Source organism: Mangrovihabitans endophyticus (genome assembly GCF_014646155.1).
In the GTDB taxonomy this organism is placed as follows: Bacteria; Actinomycetota; Actinomycetes; order Mycobacteriales; family Micromonosporaceae; genus Actinoplanes; species Actinoplanes endophyticus.
This window is the reverse complement of sequence record NZ_BMMX01000001.1, coordinates 249968-274332: the sequence shown is the minus strand read 5'-3', so window position 1 is coordinate 274332 and position 24365 is coordinate 249968. Positions and strand designations below refer to the sequence as shown.

20 protein-coding genes are annotated in these 24365 nt (G+C 71.8%); 6 read left to right on the top strand and 14 right to left on the bottom strand.

What is annotated here, in order from left to right; all coding sequences use genetic code 11:
• The first annotated feature begins 7 nt into the window (after positions 1–7).
• A complete protein-coding gene (locus IEY73_RS01175; RefSeq protein WP_189077126.1) occupies positions 8–1099 on the top strand; it encodes a helix-turn-helix domain-containing protein in 1092 nt (363 codons plus the stop codon).
• Complete coding sequence (locus tag IEY73_RS01170) at positions 1096–2250, top strand: hypothetical protein (protein ID WP_189077125.1); 1155 nt, start codon at positions 1096–1098, stop codon at positions 2248–2250. The genes IEY73_RS01175 and IEY73_RS01170 overlap by 4 nt, the downstream gene beginning before the upstream one ends.
• Here the strand turns inward: IEY73_RS01170 and IEY73_RS01165 are convergent.
• The 5 genes from IEY73_RS01165 to IEY73_RS01145 form a co-directional block, all read right to left on the bottom strand.
• Entirely contained in the window at positions 2231–4423 is a 2193-nt protein-coding gene (locus IEY73_RS01165) for a bifunctional polysaccharide deacetylase/glycosyltransferase family 2 protein (RefSeq protein WP_189077124.1), read from the bottom strand. The genes IEY73_RS01170 and IEY73_RS01165 overlap by 20 nt on opposite strands.
• On the bottom strand, positions 4423–4677 hold the full coding sequence (locus IEY73_RS01160; RefSeq protein ID WP_189077123.1) for a hypothetical protein: 255 nt from the start codon (positions 4675–4677) through the stop codon (positions 4423–4425). Before IEY73_RS01160 ends, IEY73_RS01165 begins: the two co-directional genes overlap by 1 nt.
• A 65-nt stretch (positions 4678–4742) precedes the next feature.
• Positions 4743–7370 (bottom strand): MGH1-like glycoside hydrolase domain-containing protein, encoded by a 2628-nt coding sequence (locus tag IEY73_RS01155; RefSeq protein WP_229715327.1) that lies wholly within the window; start codon positions 7368–7370, stop codon positions 4743–4745.
• Between the two features lie 101 nt (positions 7371–7471).
• Positions 7472–8143 (bottom strand): response regulator, encoded by a 672-nt coding sequence (locus tag IEY73_RS01150; protein ID WP_189077121.1) that lies wholly within the window; start codon positions 8141–8143, stop codon positions 7472–7474.
• Positions 8140–9387: a sensor histidine kinase gene (locus IEY73_RS01145; RefSeq protein WP_189077120.1), complete on the bottom strand. Its 1248-nt coding sequence runs from the start codon at positions 9385–9387 to the stop codon at positions 8140–8142. Before IEY73_RS01145 ends, IEY73_RS01150 begins: the two co-directional genes overlap by 4 nt.
• A gap of 225 nt (positions 9388–9612) precedes the next feature.
• On the opposite strand from IEY73_RS01145, the gene IEY73_RS01140 reads away from it, so the two are divergent.
• Positions 9613–10077, top strand: coding sequence for a DUF1707 SHOCT-like domain-containing protein (locus IEY73_RS01140; RefSeq protein ID WP_189077119.1), 465 nt, complete (start codon positions 9613–9615; stop codon positions 10075–10077).
• Positions 10078–10172: 95 nt separating this feature from the next.
• Complete coding sequence (locus tag IEY73_RS01135; protein ID WP_189077118.1) at positions 10173–10994, top strand: metal-dependent hydrolase; 822 nt, start codon at positions 10173–10175, stop codon at positions 10992–10994.
• A gap of 27 nt (positions 10995–11021) precedes the next feature.
• Here IEY73_RS01135 and IEY73_RS01130 read toward each other — a convergent pair whose 3' ends face one another.
• The 6 genes from IEY73_RS01130 to murD form a co-directional block, all read right to left on the bottom strand.
• Positions 11022–12719 carry a bifunctional 3'-5' exonuclease/DNA polymerase gene (locus IEY73_RS01130; protein WP_189077769.1) on the bottom strand — a complete coding sequence of 566 codons (1698 nt, stop codon included), beginning with the start codon at positions 12717–12719 and terminating at the stop codon, positions 11022–11024.
• 119 nt (positions 12720–12838) lie between these two features.
• Positions 12839–13774, bottom strand: coding sequence for a carbohydrate ABC transporter permease (locus IEY73_RS01125; RefSeq protein ID WP_189077117.1), 936 nt, complete (start codon positions 13772–13774; stop codon positions 12839–12841).
• Between the two features lie 21 nt (positions 13775–13795).
• On the bottom strand, positions 13796–14707 hold the full coding sequence (locus IEY73_RS01120; RefSeq protein WP_189077116.1) for a carbohydrate ABC transporter permease: 912 nt from the start codon (positions 14705–14707) through the stop codon (positions 13796–13798).
• 47 nt (positions 14708–14754) lie between these two features.
• Positions 14755–16191 carry an N-acetylglucosamine/diacetylchitobiose ABC transporter substrate-binding protein gene (gene ngcE / locus IEY73_RS01115; RefSeq protein ID WP_189077115.1) on the bottom strand — a complete coding sequence of 479 codons (1437 nt, stop codon included), beginning with the start codon at positions 16189–16191 and terminating at the stop codon, positions 14755–14757.
• A gap of 206 nt (positions 16192–16397) precedes the next feature.
• A complete protein-coding gene (locus IEY73_RS01110; protein ID WP_189077114.1) occupies positions 16398–17366 on the bottom strand; it encodes a MurR/RpiR family transcriptional regulator in 969 nt (322 codons plus the stop codon).
• A 304-nt stretch (positions 17367–17670) separates the two neighbouring features.
• Positions 17671–19002: a UDP-N-acetylmuramoyl-L-alanine--D-glutamate ligase gene (murD, locus tag IEY73_RS01105; protein WP_189077113.1), complete on the bottom strand. Its 1332-nt coding sequence runs from the start codon at positions 19000–19002 to the stop codon at positions 17671–17673.
• Between the two features lie 33 nt (positions 19003–19035).
• Between murD and IEY73_RS01100 the strand changes: the two genes are divergently transcribed.
• The gene (locus tag IEY73_RS01100) at positions 19036–20370 is read left to right on the top strand and encodes a MurL-like N-terminal domain-containing (RefSeq protein WP_373292718.1); all 1335 of its coding nucleotides are present in this window, start codon (positions 19036–19038) and stop codon (positions 20368–20370) included.
• Positions 20371–20391: 21 nt separating this feature from the next.
• Here IEY73_RS01100 and IEY73_RS01095 read toward each other — a convergent pair whose 3' ends face one another.
• The gene (locus IEY73_RS01095; RefSeq protein WP_229715325.1) at positions 20392–21978 is read right to left on the bottom strand and encodes a globin; all 1587 of its coding nucleotides are present in this window, start codon (positions 21976–21978) and stop codon (positions 20392–20394) included.
• A gap of 44 nt (positions 21979–22022) precedes the next feature.
• On the opposite strand from IEY73_RS01095, the gene IEY73_RS01090 reads away from it, so the two are divergent.
• Positions 22023–22907 (top strand): TrmH family RNA methyltransferase, encoded by an 885-nt coding sequence (locus IEY73_RS01090; RefSeq protein ID WP_373292734.1) that lies wholly within the window; start codon positions 22023–22025, stop codon positions 22905–22907.
• On the opposite strand, the gene IEY73_RS01085 is transcribed toward IEY73_RS01090, so the two are convergent.
• Positions 22904–23494, bottom strand: coding sequence for a dihydrofolate reductase family protein (locus IEY73_RS01085; protein ID WP_189077110.1), 591 nt, complete (start codon positions 23492–23494; stop codon positions 22904–22906). The two genes, IEY73_RS01090 and IEY73_RS01085, sit on opposite strands and share 4 nt — an antisense overlap.
• 83 nt (positions 23495–23577) lie before the next feature.
• On the bottom strand, positions 23578–24243 hold the full coding sequence (locus IEY73_RS01080) for a hypothetical protein (RefSeq protein ID WP_189077109.1): 666 nt from the start codon (positions 24241–24243) through the stop codon (positions 23578–23580).
• Between the last annotated feature and the right edge of the window lie 122 nt (positions 24244–24365).

Here is a 24365-nt window from a genome sequence, read left to right as displayed (position 1 = left end):
GGAACACATGGCCGGACCGGTGGACGTGAGCACGCTTGCCGCGCGCCTGCGGACGCTGCGCCGCGGATGGCCGTTCGCCCCCCGTCTGACCCAGCCCGAGGTGGCGAGCGCACTCGGCGTGAGCACGCCCAGCATCTCGTCGTGGGAGAAGGGCAAATCCCTCCCGCCGCCGCACCGGCTCACCGGGTACGCGCGGATGTTCGGCGCACCCCGGATCACCGACAAGGGCCGGCCGCGGATGGCCCTCGACGACGACATGACCAATCCGGAGATGCTCGCCTTCCAGGCCCTGGAACGCGAGCTCGGTGAGCTGCGCCGGGCGGCGCTCACCGCGCTGGATCCCCGTTCACCCCGGCCGGAGCCGCCGCCTGCGGCCGCGTCCGCCCACCCGTGGCGGTTCCCCGCCGGGCAGGCGGTCACCATCGTCTGCTCGGAACTCGATGACGCGCATCGGGCCCAGTTGCCGTACGCCGATCCGCGCGACCCCAACCACATCGCGTCCTACCGGTACGCCGACATCGACGCCCTGATCGAGCTCTACGGCCACGTCAAGGGGCTGAACCCGAACAGCGGCGTGCACATCCGCACCTATCCCGAGCTGACCGACGAGGACCGGGCCTCGCACCTCATCGTGCTGGGCGGCATCGATTTCAACCCGCTGGCCGCCGACCTGCTGCCCTACCTGTCGCATGTGCCGGTCTCCCAGTTGCCCCGCGACGACGACGACGATCCGGGCAGCTTCCTCGCCCGGGCCGGCAGCGGAGACCAACGGTTCCGGCCGCGCTTCTCGCACCGTCCGCCCGGAACAACCCTGCGCGAGGACGTGGCGCTGTTCCTGCGGACCCCGAACCCGTACGCCGAGGACCGCACGGCCTTCCTCTGCAACGGGATGTACGCCCGAGGCACATACGGTATGGTTCGCGCGCTGACCGACTCGAAGGTCGCCGGCCGCAACACCGAGTACCTCAGCGCCCGCTTCGCCGGCGACCAGACGTACAGCATCCTCAGCCGCGTCCGCGTCGTTGCCAACAAAGTGGTTGTTCCCGACTGGACGCTGGATGACATCCGGCTCTATGAATGGCCGGAGGTCGGCGCGTGACTGCCCCGCACATCCTCGACGTCCCGCCGGCCCCCGAGCGGTACGACCAGCACCCGACCCACCTCGGGTTGCTGGCCTTCGACGGTCCGCCCACCGGGACGGCCCGCGTCGACGCCGTGGTGGTTCCGACGTCACGGCGCCCCGACGCCTTGCTCCCCGCGCTCGACCTGGCCGAGCGGCTCGGCGCACCGCTGGTCGCCCTGTGCAGCCAGTCCTCCAGCCCCGCCGCGGTGGTCGAGAGGTGCTGGCAACGGCCGCTGCGCACCACCGTGCTGGCGGCGCTCGTGGACGGTGGTCACCGGCTGCCCGGTTTCCGGGCCAACCGCAAGCTGGCCGAGTTCGAAGCCAGCCGGCCGGCCGCGGCGTCGCTCAAGCGCCGCGCCGACACCTCGACCAAACGCAACATCGGCCTCGCCCTGGGCCGGATGGCCGGCTGGGAACGCGTGTTGTTCCTGGACGACGACATCGCCGGGGTGAGCGCCGACGAGTTGCGCGGAGCGGCCGCGCTGCTCGACCGATACGACGCCGTGTGCCTGCGCAACGACGGCTTCTTCGACAACAGCGTGGTGTGCCACGCCAACCGGGACACCGGCGGCAGCCAGGGCACCTTCGTCGGCGCCGGCGCGCTGCTGGTGCCGGCCACGCGCACCACGTCGTTCTTCCCCGACATCTACAACGAGGACTGGTTCTTCCTGCTCGCCGGGGACCGGCTGGCCGATCTCGCGGTGACCGGCTCCTACCGCCAGGCGCGGTACGACCCGTACGCCAATCACGACCGCGCCCGCCAGGAGGAGTTCGGCGACTGCCTGGCCGAGGGCATCTTCGCGCTCCTCGACGAGGGCCGTTCGGTGGCCGACGCCGACCTGGCGTACTGGCGTGGTTTCCTGGCGCGGCGCATGGAGCTGATCACCGACATCCTGCGCCGGCTGCCGACCGCGCCGCTGGCGGTGCCGCGGCGGGAGCGGATGCGCGCCGCGCTGCACACCTCGCTGCGCAGCGTGGACCAGATCACCCCGCACCTGTGCGTGTCCTACCTGCGCGCCTGGCACCGCGACCGGCGCAACTGGGCGGACTTCCTGGGCGGCCTGCCCCGCGGCCTGCCCCCCGACCAGGCCCTCGCCCACCTGGGCATCAAGGTCTGGTCGACGTGACCTGAGGGGCCGGGGCGCTCTGCGCCGCCTGGCCGTGCCGGTTCAGCTTCTGCCAGTGCAGCCGCCCGCCACTCACCGCGGTGACCATGGAATGCACCAGCACCAGGTACATCAACTGGCGATAGGCGATCTGCTGCAACGGCAGCGCCCACAACGGCCGCAGGCTCTCCCGGTCCAGGCGGAACGCCAGCACCGCGGTGATCACCTGCACCAGCATCACCGCCGCCCAGGCCAGCAGGGTCTCGGTCCGGTCCAGGAAGATCAGTCCGTACACGGCGAAGACGTCCACCAGCGGCGCCAGCAACGGCAGGACCACCGTGAACAGCGCCAGCAGCGGCAAGCCACGGCGCCCGAAACGGCCCGGGTTGCCGGGATCGTTCAGCCCGCCGCGGTGCTTCCACAGCGCCTGCATGGTGCCGTAACTCCAGCGGTACCGCTGCCTCCACAACTGGCCGACGGAGGCGGGCGCTTCGGTCCACGACCGCGCATCGTCCACATAGACCACCCGCCAGCCGGCCCGGTGCAGGGCGATGGTCAGGTCCGTGTCCTCGGCCAGGGTGTCCTCGGTGACCCCGCCGGCCGCCTGCACCGCGACCCGGCGGAACGCGCCCAGCGCGCCGGGGACGGTGGGGATGCAGTCGAACCTCTCATACAGCCGGCGGTCCAGGTTGAAGCCGATCACATATTCGATGTGTTGCCAGCGGGCGATCATGCTGACCCGGTTGCCGACCTTGACGTTGCCCGCGACCGCGCCGATCCGCGGATCGGCGAACGGCTGCACCAGGCGGTGGATGGCCTCCGGCTCCACCACCGTGTCCGCGTCCACCATCACCACCAGCGGATGCCGGGACAGGCCGATCCCGGCGTTCAGCGCCGCTGCCTTGCCGCCCTTGGGCACCCGGACCACCCGCACCCCGCTCAGGCGCAGGCTTTCCACCGCTGCGGCGGTGCCGTCGGTGGAGGCGTCGTCGACCACCACCACCTCCACCTCGTGCGAGCCGGCGACCAGCGACCGCACGGTGCCGACGATGCCCTCGCGCTCGTTCCAGGCGGGCACCACGACCGACACCGGTTCGGTCACCTCCGGCCCCCAGGACCAGCCCGCGCGGCGGCGCCGCCGGGCGTGCCCGATCGCAAACACGAAGAGGAAGACCGTGCGCAGCAGGGTGAGCGCGCCAACCAGGATCAGCACCAGCCAGAACAGGTCGACCAGGCGGTCCGCGGACTGGATCGACCAGACGACCGCGGAGGCCCGCCAGTCCGATGCGGAGACCGCCGCCGGGTCGGCGAGCGCCGGCGCGCTGCCGACCGCGGCCACCCGGACCAGCCCGGACCGCGCGCCGGACAGCCCGGTGAACGTGTAGCCGCGGGACCGCAGCGAGGGGATCAGGCGTTCCAGGGCGGCCACCGTCTGCGCTCGGTCCCCGCCCGCGTCGTGCAGCAGCACCACGGCGCCGCGACCGGCCGCCGGGGTGGCGTTGCGCACGATCGAGGCGACTCCGGGTCGTGCCCAGTCCCGGCTGTCCGTGTCGCTGAAGACGCTGACGAAGCCGAGCCGGCTGGCCTCCTCGGTCAGCTCCCAGTTCGCGTTGTCCAGGGCGTCCGCACCGGACGAGTACGGCAGTCGCAGCAGCCGCGTGGTGGTTCCGGTGGCGTGCGCGATCGCCATCTCGGTCTGGGCATACTCGGCGCGGCGGCGCCACTGCGGCAGTCCGGACACGTCCGGGTGGGTGAACGTGTGCACCCCGAGGTCATGTCCCTCGGCGACGATCCGGCGGGCGATGTCCGGATGCCGGGCGACCTGGGAGCCGACGACGAAGAACGTCGCCGGGACGTGGAAGCGCGCCAGCACGTCCAGGATCCGCGGCGTCCACCGCGGATCCGGCCCGTCGTCGAAGGTGAGCGCGACCGTGCGGGGCGGCATGGCGTAGGAGCCGTCCGGGGACACGATCGGACCGCCGTCCACCACCGACGCGGGCACCTGAGATTGCGGCCCGTTCTCCTCGCCACGCTGGTCCGGGACGAAACGCGCGTTCGCGTACGCCTCGATGACCAGCAGGTTGAGCACGACGAAGACGATCACCGCGGCGACGATGAACCGCGGGCGGAGCGTCACGCGGCGGCGGGCCGGTGCCGCATCGGCGACCGGTGCGGTGCGGACCCAGAGACCCATCAGCCGCTCGCCACCGAGGCCTGGCTCCACCACACCGCCGCGACAAGCGCCAACCCGATCACCGCCACCCCCACCGACAGCAGGGTGAGCCAGCGCCCGCGCCGGCCACTGTCGTCCACAAAGACCGGTCGTGCCTGCTCGACCTTGGGGTAGAGCCGACCGGTCACCTCGTCGCGCCGGGAGACCCGCGCCACCCCGCGGGCCCGCCGGGCCGCCGCATCGGCACGGATCTTCGCCTCGTCATCGTCCGCCATGAAAGTCACGTTAGAAATTCGGCGCCACCGCGACAACGGACGGGTAGTCAGACAGATTGACCGGTTTACGATCGGCGATGGATCGTCAGGATGAGATCGGCGACCAGAGCGGTCCATCCCGTTTGGTGCCAAGCACCCAAACCGGCCCCGTTATCGCCGTGGAAGTACTCCGGAAAGACCAGCAAATCCCGCCAGTCCGGATGTTTCTGGAACAGCTCGCATGCCCCATAAATCGGTCGACGCCCGTCGGAGTCGGGCACGAACAGGGAGATCAGCCGCCGCGACAGATCATCGGCGACGTCGGTCAGGGAAACCTTGCGCTGCGAACCTGTCGGATATTCGACCATCAGGTCGTCGCCGTAGAAAGCCGCGAATTCCCGCAATGCCTCCACCAACAGAAAATTCACCGGCATCCACACCGGACCGCGCCAATTGGAATTTCCGCCGAACAGGCCGCTGGTGCTCTCCGCCGGCTCATAACCGACGGTGAAATCGAAGCCGCCCAAGGAGACCGTGAACGGCTTGTCCAGGTGCGAGCGCGACAGCGTCCGCAGCCCGTACGCGGAAAGGAACTCCTGGGGATCGAGCATGCGCGCCAAGATGCGCAGCAACTGGTCCTGACCGACCAGCGACAGCAACCGCTGCTGGCGGCCGTCGGAGGACAGCCGCCGCGCGCTTATCACATCGGCGTAGTCGCTCTGGTGGCCCAGCAGCCACCGCAGCCGCGCGGCGAGCTCGGGCAGCCGGTTCAGGGTGCCGGCGGACAACCGGGTGGTGGCCGCCAGCGGCAGCAGCCCCACCACCGACCGGGCCTTGAGCGGAAGCCGGTGCCCGTCCGGCAGACGCAGCACGTCGTAGAAGAAGCAGTCCTCGTCGTCCCACAGCCCCTGCCGGTAGGCCGCCTCCGCGATGTACGCGAAATGCTCGAAGAACTTGGTGGCCATGTCCTCCCAGGTGCGGTCGTGCAGGGCCAGCCGGATCGAGATGTCCAGCAGGTTCAGCGCGTACATCGCCATCCAGCCGGTGCCGTCGGACTGCTCCAGCACGCCGGCCACGGGCAGCGCGGCCGAGCGGTCGAACGGACCCACGTTGTCCAGCCCCAGGAAGCCGCCCTCGAACACGTTGTTGCCGCCCACATCCTTGCGATTCACCCACCAGGTGAAGTTGAGCAGCAGCTTCTGCATGATCCGGGCGAGGAAGTCGAAGTCCCGGCCGCCGTCGATCTCGAAGACGCGCAGCGCCGCCCAGGCGTGCACCGGCGGGTTGACGTCGCTGAACGACCACTCGTACGCGGGAATCTGGCCGTTGGGGTGCATGTACCACTCGCGCAGCAGCAACAGAAGCTGGGCCTTGGCGAAGCCGGGATCCACCCGCGCGATGGTGACCACATGGAAGGCCAGGTCCCAGGCGGCGTACCAGGGGTACTCCCACGGATCCGGCATCGAGATGACATCGAAGCTGTTCATGTGCCACCAGGCGTTGTTACGCCCGTACCGGCGGCCCGGCGGGGGTGGCGGCTCGGCCGGATCACCGGCCAGCCACTGCCGGACGTCGAAGTGGTAGAACTGCTTGCCCCACATCAGCCCGGCGATGGCCTGCCGGGCGACCGCGGCCTCCGCCGCCGCGGCGCCGGACGGGACGAGCTCGGCGAAGAAGTCGTCGGCCTCGGCGCGCCGGTCGCGCAGCACCTCGGTGAAGCCGTCGCCCAGGTCCAGCGGGCCGGGCGGCTCGTCGCTCTGGGTCAGCCGCAACCGGATCTGCCGGGTCTGGCCCGGCCCCAGACGGACCCGGTAGTGCAGGGCGCCCTTGGTGCCGACCCCGGCCGGGTTGACCGTGGGCGCCCCGGACACCACGTGGTCGTTGATGCCGTCCTTGGGGAAAAGGCTGGTGCCCGGCCGGCCCCACAGCCGCTGCGCGTTGGTCTCGTTGTCGCACAGCAACGCCGCCGGGCGGGCGTCGCCGTCGCCGGACGCGCCGTCCAGGGTCAGCACGCCCAGGCCGCGATGCCGGCCCAGCAGCCGTCCCGGGCTGCCCTCGATCACCGGCACCGGCCGGTTCGGCGCGCCCCACGACCAGGTGTTGCGGAACCACAGCGTCGGCAGCACGTGCAACTCGGCCGGGTCGGGACCGCGGTTCGACACGGTGATCACGATGCACATGTCGGTGGGCGTGGCCTTGGCGTAGTCGACGGTCACCGCCCAGAACCGGTCGTCGTCGAACACGCCGGTGTCCACCAGCTCATACTCCGGCTCCTCGCGGGTCCGGCGGCCGTTCACCGCGACCAGTTCGTCGTACGGGAAGGCGGCTTGCGGATAGTGATAGCGCCAGCGCATGGACGAATGGGTGGGCGTGGAGTCCTGGTACCACCAGTACTCCTTGACGTCCTCGCCGTGGTTGCCGCCGTGGCCGCCCAGCCCGAACATCCGCTCCTTGAGGATCGGGTCGCGGCCGTTCCACAGGGCCAGGCCGAAGCAGAAGCGCTGCCGGTCGTCGCAGAGACCGGCCATGCCGTCCTCGTTCCACCGGTATGTCCGCGACCGGGCGTGATCGTGCGGAAAATAGTCCCAGGCGGTGCCGTGCTCGCTGTAGTCCTCGCGGACGGTCCCCCAGGCCCGCTCGGCGAGGTAGGGCCCCCAGGCCCGCCACGGCTGCTCCCCGGAGTCGGCCTGGGCCAGGCGCCCGCGTTCCGACACGCCCGCGCTCACCTCCACGTTTCCACTGATCGACTACCCGCATTGTCACCGACGGGTGTTACAAAGGCGCGTCCTTCGCTCGGGGCCGGCCGGGCGTGCGCTCAGGTCAGCCAACCGGGACGGATCAGCCCCGCCTCATAGGCATAGACGACCAACTGCGCCCGGTCCCGCGCGCCGAGCTTGACCATGGTGCGGCTGACGTGCGTCTTCGCGGTCGCCGGGCTGATCACCAGCCGCGCGGCGATCTCGTCGTTCGACAGGCCCTCGGCGACCAGCACCATCACCTCGCGCTCACGGTCGGTGAGCTGGGCGAGCTCGGCGGGCGCCACCGCCGGGCCGCCCCGCCCACCGGCGGCGAACTCGCCGATCACCCGGCGGGTCACGCTCGGCGACAGCAGGGCATCCCCGGCGGCCACCGCGCGCACGCCGCGCAGCAACTCCACCGGCTCGGTGTCCTTGACCAGGAAGCCCGACGCGCCGGTGCGCAGCGCCTCGAAGACGTACTCGTCCAGCTCGAACGTGGTCAGGATGACCACCTTGGTGTCGGCCAGTTCCGGCTCGGCGGCGATCCGGCGCGTCGCCTCCAGGCCGTCCACGCCCGGCATCCGGATGTCCATCAGCACCACGTCGGGACGCGTCTGCCGGGCCAGCCGGACCGCCTCCACCCCGTCCGCAGCCTCGGCCACCACCTCGATGTCCGGTTCCGCGCCCAGCAACGCCCGGAATCCGGCCCGCACCAGCGCCTGGTCGTCGGCCAGCAGCACGGCGATCACGCGTCCCCCTCCTCCGCCGCCCCGGCGGGCAGCACGGCCACCACCTCGAATCCGCCCCCGGCCAGCGGGCCTGCGGTCAGGCTTCCGCCCAGGCTCCGCGCCCGCGCCCGCATCCCCGCGATGCCACTGCCACCCGTCGCGGCGTCCTCGCCCCGCGCGCCGCCCAGCAGCGTGGTCATGCTGGGCAGCCGGCTGGGCGCCGGGCCGTCGTTGCGCACGGTCAGGCGCAGCTCCCCCGGTTCGTACGCGGCGGTCACCTGCGCCGTGGCACCGGCCGCGGCGTGCTTGCGCACGTTCGTCAGCGCCTCCTGCACGATCCGGTACGCGGCGCGGTCCACCTCGGCGGGCAGCGCACGGCGCGTACCGGCGACCGTGACAGTGACCGGCAGGCCCGCCCCGGCGGTCAGCTCCTCGATCCGGTCCAGGCCCAGGGCGGGCTGCCGCGGCGCGGCCTCCTCCTCCGGCCGCAGCACGCCGAGCACCGCCCGTACCTCGCGCAGCGCCTCCGAGCTCGCCGTCTTGATCGCGGTGAGCGCCTCGCGGGCCTGCTCCGGCCGGTTGTCCATCAGGTGCAGGCCGACACCCGCCTGCACGTTGATCAGCGACAGGTGATGGCCCAGCACGTCGTGCAGCTCCCGAGCCATCCGCAGCCGCTCCTCCGACGCCTGCCGCCGCTCCTGCTCCTCGCGGGCCTGCTCGCGCTCCGCCCGCACCTTGATCATCTCGGCCACGTGCTCGGACTGCGCCTTGGCCGCCCCGCCCAGGAACAACACCAGCGCCAGCCCGCCGGCGGCAATCAGCGCGGTGCGCGTGTCCAGACGCGCGGCGCCGGGCACGCCGAGCGCGCCGGCGAACACGCCGTAGACGGCCACCCACGCCAGGTAGCCCATCATCGCGACCGGCACCGCGGCCCGGCCCCGGCCGGCCTTGACCGCGGAGAACACCGCGATCGCCGGCGCCACCGCGAAGTTCCACACCGGCGGCGCGACCGCGGCCAGCCCGAGCCCGCCGGCCAGCGCCACGACCAGCGCGCCGATCGGTGCACGCCGGCGCCAGAACAGCGCCGCCGGGCCGAGCAGCAGCACCGCGTACGTCAGCGCGTCCAGCGGGCGCAGCAGCACCCCGTCGGCGGCCTCGGCCCGCGCGCCGAAAACGTGACACAGCGCGGCCACCACCACGGCGCCGACCGGCCAGTCCGAGTGCCGGCCGCGCCGCCGTGGATGGGACCGGCCGGATTCGCGCATGGCACCGAACCTACGGCACCCGCCGGGGCTGGAACATCCACAGGGCGCGGCGGCCCGGCCTGCTCCCACGGCGGTAGTGCGCCCCCGCGGCGTACCCCGTGAGGAGTAGCCGCTCCGGTGCCCGTACCACCGCCGCCGCGTCCGGGATGCGCCGCGCGGCCGACGCCCGGAAACGCCCCCGGCGCCGATGCTGGAGACCGTGCCACCCGTCTCAAGGAGGATCCCGTGAATCCGAACGAAGCCACCTGGTCCGGCCCCCACCGTCTGCGGACCTCGGACACCGAACGGGAGCGGGTCGCCACGATCCTGCGCGCCGCCATGACCGAGGGGCGCCTCAGCCTCGCCGAGGGCGAGGAACGGATGGCCGCCGCGTACGCCGCCACCTATCGCGACGAGCTGGCCCCGCTCACCGCGGACCTGCCCGACCAGGGACGCCAAGCGCTGCAGCAGACCCCGGAAGCGGTCGCCGAGTCGCGGCGGGACCTACGCCGGCACGCCGGCTTCGTGGTGGTCGTCTCGCTGCTCCTCGTCGGCGCCTGGTTGCTGTCCCACGCGCCCTTCTTCTGGCCGATCTTCCCGCTGATCTTCCTGTTCGCGGGGTTGCGGCGGCACGCCCGGCACGGACGGCACCCGCAGTGGCACCACCAGCGGCACCGGGTGGCGCCGTGGAACGCCCCCGACTACCGGTGATCATCAGCACTGCCGGCTGACCGTGGCGGTCGTTGCCCGCCCTCCGTCCCTCTGCGACAGTGACCGGAATCTTCACGGGGGGTGGGCAATCACCGATGATGGGTCCGTCGCATGCGCTTTCGGGCGCCGCCGTCTGGCTGGCCGGTAGCTGGGCTCTGGACCATTTCGCCGGGTACGGTCAGTCGCCGTTGGCCGTGGCGGTCGGGGCGACCGTCTGCGCGGGCGCCGCGCTGCTGCCCGATCTGGACCTGTCCGGCAAGGTCACGCGCAATCAGGGTGGCGCCACCGTGGCGCGCACCTTCGGCGTGCTCTCCCTGTTCGTCGCCGAGGTGATCGAGAAGGTCAGCCTGGGCATCTACCTGGCGACCCGGACGAGCAAGGACCCCCGCCGCACGTACGGGCATCGCACGTTCACGCACACGCTGCCGTTCGCCGCGCTGCTCGGCTGGGGCACCACCGCGCTCTGCGCCCACGTCGGCAAGTGGGCCGTGGTCGGGGTGATGTTCGTGATGGCCGGGCTGGCGCTGCGCGGCCTGTTCGACGAATGGGCGGAACGCGCCGGGTGGCTCATCGTCACCATCACCGCCGCGGCCATCGCGTGGTTCACCGCGGCGCACCTGCCCGGCGGCCGGGGATATCCGATGCTCGGCACGGCCGTGGGCGTGGGCTGCGTGGTGCATCTGTTCGGCGACATGATCACCCGCAACGGGGTGCCGTTGTTCTGGCCGGTGCCGGTCGGGCGACGGATGTGGCGCATGGTCGGCGTGCCGGACGGCATCGCGGTGCGCACCGGCGGACGGGGCGAGACGCTGGTGCTGCGCACGGTCTTCACCGCCGTGTCGGTGCTGGCGGTGCTGGGCATGTTCGCGCCGCACGCGCTGACCTACGTCGATCCGGAACGGTGGACGCAGGGGTGACGTGCACGCAGGGATGACACGGGCCGCTCACGCGTCGGCATAACACTCCACGATGGACACGTCGAGGGGGAAGCGCACGGCCGTGTCCCCGAACATCATCTCCCCCGCCCGCGCGGCGCCCGTGCGGACCGCCGCGGCCACCCGCTCGGCCTCCTGCACCGGGCAGTGCACGCCCACCTCGTCGTGCACGAAGAGCACCAGCTCGGCGCGCATGCCGACGAGCGCGGTGCGGAGCGTGGCCAGCAACACCAGCGCCCACTCGGCGGCGGTGGCCTGGATGACGAAGTTGCGGGTGAAACGGCCCCGGGCGCGCCCGGACGCGCCGCCCCGGGAGTCGGCCGGGCCGGACTCCTCGGCCGGTTCCAGTCCGGCCTGTCGCCCCGCGGTCGCGGGCGGCGGGCAGGTGCGCCCCAGCCAGGAGCGGACCAGGCCGCCGGCCTCCCCGGTGCGCGCGGCGGACTCGACATAGGCGAAGGCGGTCGGGTAACGCTGCCGCAGCACCGCGAGCGCCGGCACGGCGTTCCCGCCGGTCTGCCCGTACATCGCGCCGAGTAGCGCGACCTTCGCCGTGGCCCGGTCGCCCCCGAAGGAGTCCGCGGCAAGGGCGGCGTAAAGGTCGCCGGCGCCACCCGCCGCGGCCAGCCGGGCGTCGCCGGAGACGGCAGCCAGCACCCGCGGCTCCAGTTGCCCGGCGTCGGCGACCACGAACCGCCACCCCGGATCGGCCACCACCGCCCGGCGCACCACCTTGGGCACCTGCAGGGCCCCGCCGCCGCGCGTGGCCCACCGGCCGGAGACCACGCCGCCGGGCACATATTCCGGCCGGAACCGGCCGCCGCTGACCCACGCCTCGCGCCAGGCCCGGCCGTGCGCCGTCCAGATCCGGTAGAGCTCCTTGAACTCCAGGAGCGGCGGCACCGCCGGGTGGTCGACCCGGCGCAGCACCCAGGCACGGGTGTTCGGCACGTCGATGCCGGCCCGGGCGAACGCGCGCAGCACCTCGGCCGGCGAGTCCGGGTGCAGGCCGTGCGTGCCGAACGCCGCGTTGACCTGAGCGGACAGCTCGGCGAGGCGTTTCGGCGGGCCGACCGGCTGCGGCGGGCCCAGCAGCTCGCGCAGCAGGTCGTCGTGGATGTCGGCGCGCCAGGGCAGGCCGGCGTGCCCCATCTCCACGGCGATCAGCGCGCCCGCCGACTCGGAGGCGACCAGCAGCCGGAACCGGCCGGGGTGCGCGGTGCCGGCGATGCGGGCGACCTGGTCGGCGTGCACGGCGATCACCGCGGACGGCGGCGTCTCGTCCGCCCCGGCACCGCCGGTCCCGGCACCGCCGCCTGCGACGCCGCCGGCCTCGAACAGGGCGCCCTGGGCAAACCCGGGCGGCTGCGCCATGCGCGGCCGCGGGTCGGCCGGCACCGGCGCGCCGATGAGCCGCGCGTGCGCGGCGGCGAGGGAACGCGGCTCACCCCACCGCCCGGCATGCCCGAGCAGCAGGGCCTCGGTCAGCTCCAGATCATGACATCGGGCCACCCGCACGCCGGCGCGCAACAGCCACGGATAGATCTCCGTGGTGGACGACCAGATCCAGCGGGGCGCGTCGGCGGCCTCCCGCTCGGCGATCGCCGTGGCGAGGTCGGCCACCCGTCGTGGCGGACCCGCCGGCGCACCCGCGGGATCGACCTCCCGCAGCCACCCGCCCGCCCCCTCGGCAACCACCGCTACCAGCACAGACTCATTCTGCACCGGAGGTACGACAGTCTTCGCCGGATGCGGGTCGCCGGCGGCACCTCCCTCCCCAGAGGGCACCGCCGGCGAGTCTGCCGCCGAAACGCGTCCGCGTCAGCGTGTCACTTGGTGGCGCCCGCCGTCAGGCCGGCCTGGATCTGCCGCTGGAAGAACGCGTACACCAGGATCATCGGCAGGATCGACAGCGTCAGCGCGGCGAACAGCGCCGCCCAGTTCGCCTGGTAACCGGCGGACACCGAGATGTTCGCGATGCCCTGCGTGAGCACCCACTTCTGGTCGGCGCCCTGGCCCTGCATGATGGCCACCGGCAGCAGGTACTGGTTCCACTGACCCACGATGTTGAAGATCGTGATGGACACCAGACCGGACCGCGCCATCGGCATCATCACCTGGAAGAACAGCCGGGTGTGCGAGGCGCCGTCGACGATCGCGGCCTCCGCGATGGAGTTCGGCAGCGTCTTGAAGAACGCCGTCATGAAGAACACCGTGAACGGCAGCGAGTAGGCGATGTAGACCAGGATCAGGCCGGTGTAGGTGTTCAGCAGGCCCAGGTTCTGCAGGATCAGGAACAGCGGGACCAGGGCCAGGAAGACCGGGAACGCCAGGCCGGAGACGAACAGGTAGTAGAGGAAGCGGTTGCCGAAGAAGCGGTACCGGGCCAGCACGTACGCCGCCATGGAGCCGAACAGCATGGTGCCGGCGGTGCTGATCGCGACGACGAACACGCTGTTCAGGAAGTAGCGCCCGACGTGCGCCTGCGACCACGCGGTGCGGTACGTCTCGAAGGAGATCTTGCTGGGCAGGCTGAACGGCGCATGCGTGAAGATCTCGGTGTTGCTCTTGAAGGACGCCAGCACGACCCAGATCAGCGGGGCGATGACCAGGATGCCCCACACCGCCAGGGCGATGTGCGCGAAGCTGCTGAACAGCTTGAGGTCCCGCTTGTCCCGGGCAGCCGACGAGGAGCGCCGGCCGGTGCCGGGGTATCGGACGGTGCCGGGGGGCGTGGTCGGGGCGGTGTCGTTGATGGTGCTCATCTCTTCAGGCTCCCGTCCGGCTCACATCTCGATGGCGTCGCGGCGGGTGACCCGCATGGTCAGCGCCGCGAAGCTGATGGTGAGGAAGAACAGCACGACGCCCATGGCCGAGGCGTAACCGAACTGTGCGTAGTCAAAGGCGTTTCGGAAGATCTCCAGGCCCAGCACCGTGGTCGCGCCGTCCGGACCACCACGGTCCACTGACATGACGTTGACCAGGGCGAACGCGTCAAACGCGGCGATGCCGAGGTAGACCCAGGCGACCTGGAGGGTGTTCCACAGCAGCGGCAGGGTGACCCGGAAGAAGAGCACGCCGCGGGTCGCGCCGTCCAGCGCCGCCGCCTCGTAGATCTCCGTCGGGATGGACCCCATGCCGGCGGAGAACAGCACCACGTAGAAGCCGACCCCCTGCCAGACCAGGACGGCCAGGATCGACCACAGCGCCAGCTTGCCGTCGGCCAGGAACAGCACCGGACCGGCGCCGAACTGGTTGAGCAGGCCGTTGATCAGGCCGCTGTCGTCCGGCGAGTAGACCCGGGCGAAGATCACCGCGACCAGGGCCAGGGCGAGCAACTGGGGGAAGAAGAACACCACGCGGTAGAACTTCGACCCCCAGACGCCGCGCGTCTTGCCGCCCTTCGACCCGCCGCCGACGTTCAGCAGGAAGGAGAAGAACAACGCCAGGACGATGGTGAACAGCGGGAGGAAGATCAGCAGCACGAGGTGGTGTCGGATCGCCTTCCAGAAGGTGTCGTCGTGGAAGAGCTTGACGAAGTTGTCAAAGCCTATGTAGTTCACGTTCGGCGAGAAGCCCCGCCAGTCGGTGAACGACAGTTGGAACGCCTGCACGTATGCCGCGACCACGAACGTCACGTAGATGGCCACCGGCACGATCAGGAAGCCGATGATGAACGGGTACCTGCCGTGCTTCATGGTTGTCTAGCTCCGTCCGTGGTCGCGGTCAGCCGTGCGAGGAGGGGTCAGCGGGTGAACTTCTCGATGGAGTCGTCGGCCTTCACGGCGTCGGCGACCTTCTGCATGCGCGCGCAGAACTTGTCCGCGGTGCCGCCTTGGAACATCAGCTCGTTGGTGGCGGCGCGGGCCTCGTCGTCCAGCTTCTTGTACCAGGTGTCGAAGCGGTAGCTGAAGTAGTCCGAGCCGGCCGCCGACAGCATCTTGTTGCCGCTGGTCAGCCCGGGGCTGATGTCCTCGCCCTCGGTGGCGCCGGCGACCACGGTGAGCACCTTGGTCAGCTCGGTGAAGCCCTTGGCGCCCGCCTTCGACAGCATGTGGCGCAGGTACTCCATGCCGCCGCGCGGGTTCTTGCCCTTGCTGGCGACGAAGTACTGCTCACCGGCGGCCGCGTAGATCGCGGTGGCCGGCATCTTGTCCGCCGTGGTCACGCTCGGCACCGGCATGACCTGGTAGTCGAAGCCGTCCGGGGTGTCCTTGGCCTGCTCGTTCTCCAGCCAGGAACCGGACGGGTAGAAGCCCACCTTGTACTGGTCGTGCTGAAGCTGGACCTCGGTGTGCTTGAGGCCGAGGAACGCCTTGTTGGAGTACTTGGCGCCGATCTCGCCCCAGGCCTTGGCGGCCTGCTTGACGGCGTCGGACTGCCAGGCGCCGTCCTCCAGGTTGTCGATGTTCTTCAGGATGTCCGGGCCGCCGATCTTGGCGGCGCTGGTGAGGATCACCAGGTACTGGTAGTACGAGGCGTTGGCGCCGGCGTAGCCGTACGGCGTGATGCCCTTGGCCTTCATCTTGTCCAGCAGCGCGGTGAAGTCGGCCCAGGTGGTCGGCGCGGTCCAGCCGTTGTCGGAGAACAGCTTGCCGGAGTACCAGAGGCCGAAGACGGTGAAGGCGTAGTTCAGCACGTACGGCTTGTTGTTGAACGTGCCCTGCTCGACGGTGCCGGGGATGAGGGTGTCCTTGACGGTCTTGCCCTCGATGTCCACCGACGGTGCGGCGAACAGGTCGGTCAGGTCCTGCACCTGGCCGGCCTGCACCAGGGCGCCCTGGTCCATCAGCTTCGAGCCGGAGTTGTTGATCATGTCCGGCGGGTTGCCCGCGGTGAACCGCGGCTGCACCACGGTGGCGATCTCCTCGGTGTTGGTCTGGTTCACCTTGGAGTTCGGGAACAGCTTGTTGTACGACGGGGTGTCCACGTCGCTGGCGTACTTGGTGCCCAGGCCGCCGTTGAAGATGACGATCTCGACGGGCGTGTTCGGGTCGACGCCCAGCGGGTTGGTCGACGACACCTCGCCCTGCGGCTTGTCGGCCTGGTCGTCGTCGCTTCCGCCGCTGCCCACGCAGGCGCTCAGCATGCCGACGGCGGGAGTGGCGAGCAGGCCGACGGCGGCGGCGCGGCGCAGGAGCGTACGGCGGTCGAGCTCGGGGGTGCCGAATATCTCGGACATCAACAGTCTCCTCGAGGGGTGTGGTGCGGAGTGTCAGCCCCTGACGACGGTGCCGTCAGGTCCGCTGCGACATTGCGTACGGGAATGGAGAGACCGCCGCCGTACGGACGACGACAGCCCGGATGTGAGGTGATGTGCAGCCCGGGAGCAGACCATGCTGGCACCCGGGGAGACACGAGTCGAGCCCGCATTGTTACGAATTCGGCTCATTTTTCCCCTTCCGCGTCCACGGCCTTGTGACCGTGGACGGCTTGCGCGGTGCGCTGGAAGGCGGCATGCGAACGTTCGTGGGTCCGCTGCGCGACGGCGACGTAGAGCAGGTCCAGGACCACCAGTTGCGGATGGCGCGCGGACAGCGCGTCGGGGCGGAAGGTGGTGGCCTGGGTGGCGGTGAGCAGGACGACGTCGGCGAGCTCGGCCAGCGGCGACCGCGGGAAGCTGGTCAGCGCGATGGTGGTGGCGCCACGGCTGCTCGCCTCGGCCAGCATCTCGATGGTCTCCCGGGTCTCGCCGCTGTGCGAGACGCCCAAGGCCACGTCGCCGGCCCGGCTCAGCGCCGCACTGGCCAGGCCGTTGTGCACGTCGTTCCAGGCCCACACCGGAACGCCGATGCGGTGCAGGCTGAACTGCATCTCCTCGCCGACCAGCGCGCTGCCGCTGGCGCCGAAGATGTTCACCCGCGGGGCGCTCGCAATGGCCGCCGCCGCCCGTTCCACCTCGTGGAGATCGAGCAGCGCCGCGGTGTCGTGCATGGCCCGCGTGTCGGCCGCCATGATCTGGCCCAGCACCCGTTCGAGGGGGTCGCCCGGCTGGATCTCCCGGCCGATGTCGATGGTCCATCCGGCCGAGCGGGCCCGGCCGGTCTCCGCCGCGATGCCCAGGCGCAGATCCGCGTAGCCGTCGAAGCCCAGCGCCCGGCAGAACCGGGTGACCGTGGCCGGTGAGGTGCCGCTGCGCTCGGCGAGCTCCACGATGGTCGCCCGGGACGCGGCCGCCGGCTCGGCCAGCACGCGCTCGGCGACGCGGCGCAGGGCCCCGGTGAACTCCGGGAGCAGGGCGCGCACCCGGACCAGGGCGCCCTCAACGGCCGGTGGCGCGCCCTGGTTGCGCTGGTCGCGCGCCAGGGAATCGACGACCGCAGTGTGTGCGGCGCCATCGATCTCCGGCTCGACCATGGGCCCGCCCTTCAGGAAGGAGTGTTAACTGTCGCGGTAAAAGTTCTTACTAACCACCCCTCCATGTCAAGCCTGTGGATGAAGTTTTCAAACCGTTACCCGGCCCATGTCGGTGAACTGGTGTTAAACGACGCCAGATAACGACGTTCGTGTCGCATTTGTCGCACGGGGAGAAAAGCGCGTTCGGTAACTTATGCCGGTTTTTCACTCGGCCGAACGCCCGATGCGCGCTCGACCCGTCGGGCCGACTCCCCGGGCACGCGCAACCTCCCGGAAACAGCCGGGGTGGCGATGGAAATAAAAATCAGGCGCTGTCGCGGACCGCCCGCAGGAACACCTCGGACCGGTGCTCGAAGTTGCGGAACCGGCCGTAGCTGGGCGCCGCCGGAGACAGCAGGACCACGCCGCCGGCCGGCGTGAGCGTGCGCGCCAGGCGCACCGCGGCCGGCAGGTCCTCCGCGTTCTCGGTACGCACGCCGGGCAGCCCGGCAAGCTCCTCCAGGATGCGCGGGCCGCTGTCCGGCAGGCCGATCACGGTGATGTCGCGCCCGCGCAGATGCTCCCGCAACGGCGCGTAGTCCAGGCCACGGTCGGTGCCGCCGACCAGCACGGTCAACGGCCGGTCTGGGTACGCGTCGATGGCGTGCATCGCCGAGTACGGGCTGGTGGACAGCGTGTCATCGACGAACGTCAGCCCGGACGGGTCGGTGCTCTCGGCGAGTCGGTGCGGCAACCCCTCGAACCCGCGCACCGCCTGCTGCAAGACGTCCCGCATGGCCATCACGTCGACGCCCATGCCGTCCAGCACGGCCAGCGCGACGCAGAGGTTGCGTCCGTTGTGCACGCCGCGCAGCCGCAACGCCGAGCGCGGGAACACCGGCTCCCCGCGCCGCGACACCATGTCGCCGTCGATCCGGAAGTCGGAGTCCGACGCAGCCGCGGCGACCGTGCGGTGATGCGCGGTCGCCGACATCAACCGCTGGTCCGCGCCGTTCACCACGATCAGCTCCGGATCGTGCGCCAGGATGTTCAGCTTGTCCCGGTAGTACGCCTCCTCGCCGCCGTGCGCGTCGAGATGCTCCGGGAACAGTGAGGTGACCACCGCGACCCGCGGCGAATCCGTCAGGTCCGCACACTGATAGCTGGACAGCTCCAGCACGTAGCGCTCGGCGTCGGGCAGGTCGAGCAGCGGCACGCCGATGTTGCCGCCGAACACGTTCGGCCGGCCGGCCGCCGCGAGCAGGTGACTGATCAGGCTGGACGTGGTGCTCTTGCCCTTGCTCCCGGTCACGCCGACGGTCCGGGACGCGTGGTCGGCCATCCACACCGCGCTGCCACCGGTGATCACCACGCCCCGCTCGCGCAGCCGGCTCATCCACGGATGCGTCTGCGGCACCCCCGGCGACCGGACCACCACGTCGGCGGCGAGCAGCGCGCCGAATGCGTGGTCGCCGCCGGCCAGCGGCGCGAGCCGGGCGAGCTCGCCCTCCCACGGCACGGACAGGTAGTTGGCGCTGTCCTCCACCACCAGCAGACGACTCGGGCCGTGCGCGGCGACCGCTCGCACGGCTGCCCGGCCCTCCCGCCCGGTACCCCAGATCGCCACGGACCGGCCCTGCAGGTCTGCCAGGCGCACGTCGTCCCTCCCTTTGCATCGGCAGCAACTAGTATGGCGGGCCGGTACGACGACGGGAGTGTGCGGGTGCGCCAGCGGTACGAGGTCATGCGGTTTCCCGCGTACGCGTTCGATCCGGCCACCGGGGTGGCCACGTTCGACTACGCGTTGGACGACCTGACCTTCACCGAGACGATCACCTTCCCGATGCCGGAGCGCGGCGAGGTCCCGCCGGCCTTCGCCAGGGTGCTGGAGCTGCTGCACGTGGTGGCCGGGGTGAGCTACTACAAGGTGGGCGCGCCGCCGCGCATCGAGGCGCCCCGGCCGGTGCCCGCCGAGGTGGCCGCGCTGTTCACCGCCGTCTACACCGACGGGCTGGCGGAATACGCGTACCGCAACGATCTGCCGCACGTGCTGGAGCTGCGGGTCACCACGCCGGGCACGACGCCGGCCGCCGACCCGGTGGACAACGCGCACGGCCGCCCGCTGTCGCCGGTCGGCGGCGGCAAGGATTCCATCGTCACCCTGGAGATGCTGCGCTCGGCCGGCCTCGATCCGGTGCCGTTCTCGGTCAACCCGAACCGGGTGATCGACAGCGTCAACGCCGCTTCCGGCCTGCCCGCGCTGTCCGCACGCCGCCGCCTCGACCCGCGGCTGTTCGAGCTGAACGCGGCCGGCGCGCTGAACGGGCACATCCCGGTGACCGCCATCAACTCGCTTATCGCGATCGCCACCGCGGTGCTGCACGGGCTGGGTCCGGTGGTGATGTCCAACGAGCGCTCCGCCTCCGACCCCAACCTGATCTGGAACGGTCACGCGGTCAACCATCAGTGGTCCAAGGGTGTGGTCGCCGAGGGGCTGCTCCGCGCCGCGGTGACCGCACACACCGGGCTGACCGAGCCCTACTTCTCGCTGCTGCGCACACTGTCCGAACTGCACATCGCCCAGTTGTTCGCGCAGCACACCCGCTATGACGACGTGGTGACGAGCTGCAACAAGGCGTTCAAGCTGCACGACCCGACGGCGCGCTGGTGCGCCGACTGCCCGAAGTGCCGGTTCGTCTTCCTGGCCATGGCGCCGGCCATGGACCGGGCGCGCTTGGCCCACATTTTCGGTCACGACCTGTTCGCCGACCCGGCGCAACTGCCCGGCTTCCGGGAGTTGCTGGGCCTCGACGCGCACAAGCCCTTCGAGTGCGTCGGCGAGGTGGCGGAGTCGGTGGTGGCGCTGTCCATGCTCACCGACGACGCGCCCGTGCTGACCGCGCTACGCGCCGAGATCCCGCCGTCGGCATGGGCGGCGGCGTCCCGCGACGAGGTGCTCACCCCGGGCGGGCCCGCGTTCGTGCCACCGGCATACGCGAAGATCCTGGCGGACGCCGCGGGCTGACTCCTCCGGCGCCCGTGGAGCTCAGCCGGCCGTCGGGTCGTCGTGGTGAATCCGCCCGCCGTCCACCCCGAGCTGGTGCAGCGCGGCACTTGTCGCGGCAAGCATCAGCGGCGGGCCGGCGAGGAACACCTCGTGCCCGGACCACTCGCCGTAGGCCGCCACCGCGTCGGTCACCAGCCCGGACGCGTACCGCCCGGCCTCGCCCTCGGAGACCACCGGCACCACGGTGGCGCGCCGGCACGAGCCGGCGATCGCGGTGATCTCCTCGACGTCGTACAGCTCGTCGAGATCACGCACGCCCCAGAACAGCACCGCGGACCGCGGATCGGCGGTCACCGCCAGCTCGGTGAGCAACGCCTTGAGCGGCGCCACGCCGGTGTCCCCGGCGATCATCAGCAGATCGCGGCCGGGAGCGGCGGCCAGCACCATGTCGCCCTCCGGCGGGCCCAGGCGCACCCGGTCGCCGGGAGCGGTGTCATACACCAGCGTGCCGCTCACCCCGGTCGCGGACTTCGCCCGTACGTGCAGCTCCAACGCGCCGTCCGGGCGCAGGGCCAGCGAATAGGGCCGCCACACGCCGGGTAGCTGCGGCACCTCGATCCGCGCGTACTGGCCCGGACGCAGCGGCATCGGAAGGTACGGCCGCAGGCGGAGCACGGCCAGGTCGGGCCGGCGGCGTTCGTGCGACTCCACCACCGCCAGCCAGGTCGTCGGCTGGTACGCCGCGACGGACGCCCCGTGCGCAACCCATCCCCGCACACGGCGCAGCGTGGACCGCCACGCCTGGTCGAAGTCCTGCCGCCAGCCGCCCGCGGCCATGCCGGCGCGCATCGCCTCGGCGAGGGCGGCGCCGATCAGCGCGGGTTCGGCGACCGGCACCCCGCAGGCGGCGAGCACCGCGCCCAGTTGCGCGCAGCCGGCCGCCATTCGCGGCGGGTCGTCCCAGTGATGCACCAGCCAGATCAGGCCCTGGGCAAGCTGGGCGCGTTGCTCCGCCAGGCCGCCCGGCAGCCGCGTCAGCATCTCTGGCCGGGCCTGCAGCAACGTCGCGCGCAGCCGCTCGGCGACCGCCTCCGGCCCGCCGGCCATCGACAGGCTGTTGCCGAGCAGCCGTTGGATCTCGCGCAGCGCGGCCTGGTCGGCGGGGTCCATGCCGTCGGCCGGCCGGTCCGAGCCGGGCAGAGCCGTACCGGCCGGGCTGCCCACCGGCGCCGACGGGCCCGGCACACCCCGCGACCCCATCACGCCGGGCCGGCCGGTCACGCCGGGCTGGCCCGGCTGGCCGGTCACGCCGGGCTGGCCGGTCACGCCGGGCTGGCCGGTCACGCCGGGCTGGCCGGTCACGCCGGGCTGGCCGATGACGCCGGGCTGGCCGATGACGCCGGGCTGGCCGATGACGCCGGGCTGGCCCGGTGGGCGGGATGGGCTCGGCGGGCCGGGCGCGTGCGCGGTCGGCAACGGCGGAGGGGGCGGCAACGGCGGAGGGGGCGGCGCGGGCAGATGGGGCAGCGCGGGGACACGCCGCAGCGCGGGCAGGTGGGGCGTCCGCTCGACACCGTGGGGTCCGGCACCCTCGGCAGCCGTCCGATGCTGGTCGGAATCGGACACCCGGCGCCCCTTCCCCGTGGCCCACGTCGAATGGGACAACCGTACTGCACATCGGCGTCGGTCGTCTCCGGCGCGAGGGCGCGGGACCGGTGTCCGGGCGGCGATCGGGCCGCGGGCAGAATGCCGGTGTGCCGGACGCTGAGATCACCGACCCCGACGACGCCCGGATCGCCGACTACCGGGCGCTCACCGACGTCGAGCTGCGCACCCGGTGGGAACCGCCGAACGGACTGTTCATCGCCGAGGGCGAACTGGTGATACGCCGGGCCTTGCGTGCCGGATACCGGCCGCGGTCGGTGCTCATCGACCGCAAACGCGCCGACCAGGTCGACGATCTGCGTCCGCAGGCGCCGGTCTTCACCGCCGCCCCGGTGGTGCTGGAGGCGATCACCGGCTTCCACGTGCACCGCGGCGTGCTGGCGTCGTTCCACCGCCGTCCGCTGCCCGACCTGCCGGACCTGCTGGCCACCTCCCGTCGGCTGGCGGTGTTGGAGGGGTTGAACACGCACACCAACCTCGGAGCGCTGTTCCGCAGCGCCGCCGCGCTGGGCATCGACGCGGTGGTGCTGTCGCCGGACTGCGCCGACCCGCTCTACCGCCGGGCGGTGCGGGTGAGCATGGGCGAGGTCTTCGCCATCCCGTACGCGAAGGCGGCGCCGTGGCCACAGGCCCTGGACACGGTGCGCGCGGCAGGGTTCACGCTGCTGGCGATGACCCCGGCGGACGACGCGGTGGCGCTGCCACGGCTGACCGCCGAGCACCGCGCCCGCCCCGCGCTGCTGCTGGGCGCCGAGGGCCCCGGCCTGAGCCGCCAGGCGTTGCGGGCCGCGGACGCAGGCGTGGCGATTCCGATGCGTCGTGGGGTGGACAGCTTGAACGTGGCGACGGCGGCGGCGATCGCCTTCTACGAGCTCTCCCGGACGGACTAGGTGTGGTCGACGCGATACGTCACGTGGGTCGCGTTGCCGGACGACCGCACGTGCATCTGACGCAACGCGCGGGCCACCCCGCCCTGGAACAGCGGCGTGCCCGAGCCCAGGATCACCGGCGACAGATGCAGGCGCACCTCGTCGAGCAGGCCGGCGTCCAGGGCGCCGCGGATGGTCTGCCCGCCGCCCATCACCACCACGTCGCGGTCCTCGGCCAGCGTGGCGGCCTTCGCGACGGCGCTGGCGATGCCGTCCACCACGAAGGTGCACCGGTCGCCCAGCCGCACCTGCTCGGGTGGGCGCCGCGTCACCACCAGCACCGGCGGCCGCGCGGCGTGTCCCGCGCCGTAGCCGACCTCGTCGTTCCATCCGTGCGGGCCGTCCACGATGTCGAACAGCCGCCGCCCCATGACCACCGCGCCGGTCGCCGCGGTCGACTCCGCCAGCACCTCGACGTCGACGGGGTCGTCGCTGAACGCCCAGGTGTGCAGGCCCTCGCCGCCGTGGCCCAGGCCGTGGTCGAGATCCGGATCCGGCCCGGTCACGAAGCCGTCCAGGGACATCGAGATGTCACCGACCACCTTCATCGCTTCTCCCCCTCCGGCCCCCGCCCGCTGCGGCCACCCCTCCCGCAGCATGCCACCGGCGTGCCGCCCACCGGCGACCCGGCTCAGACGCGCGGGATCAGCCGGCTGCCGGTCCAGGCCAGCCCCATGCCGGCGGCCAGCAGAAGCAGCGCGCCGACGGTCGGCAGCGGCCGTACCGCGTAGGAACCGGCGCCGATCGAGACCGCCGCCAGCATCAGCAACACGCCGTCGGCCGGGTTGGCCATCCGGGACCGGAGCACGGCCCAGCCGAGCAGCAGCCATCCGGTGCCGGTGACGGCCGCGCCGACGGTTGCCAGGGTCGTGACATGGTCGGCGGTCACTGCCGCACCGTCCGGGCCCACGCCGGACGGCAGCGCCACGAGGGAGAGCAGCAGGATGGAACCGGCGAGGCCGACGAGCAGGCCGGCGATGGCGAACCGGCGTGTCCGGGAACCGGCCAGCAGGCCGGTGAGCGCGATCATCGCGATGGTGGACAGCCAGCCGGCGAGCAGACGCACCGCCAGCGGCCCGGGCGGGGAGGTCACGCCGAGGGTGGACCACCCGTAGAGCACCGCCCCGACGGGCAGTGCCCAGAGACCGGCGCGCGCGTACCGGCGCACCGACCAGATCCACACCGCCTCGCGGACCGGCAGGCTGGGGTCGTCGACGACGGGCCGCGCGCCGCCGACCCAGGCCGGCGCCACCCGCAGCGGTCGCCCGCTGGCGGTCTGGTGCTCGCTGACGCTCATCGAGGTCTCCCTGTCGCCGCGTCTGGTCCACGGATCAGCATCCCAAATGGACCGGATTGTCAACCGGGAAACCGGGGAAATCGGGCCCGGCGAGGGACATCTGCGACGCCGGTGACGGATGA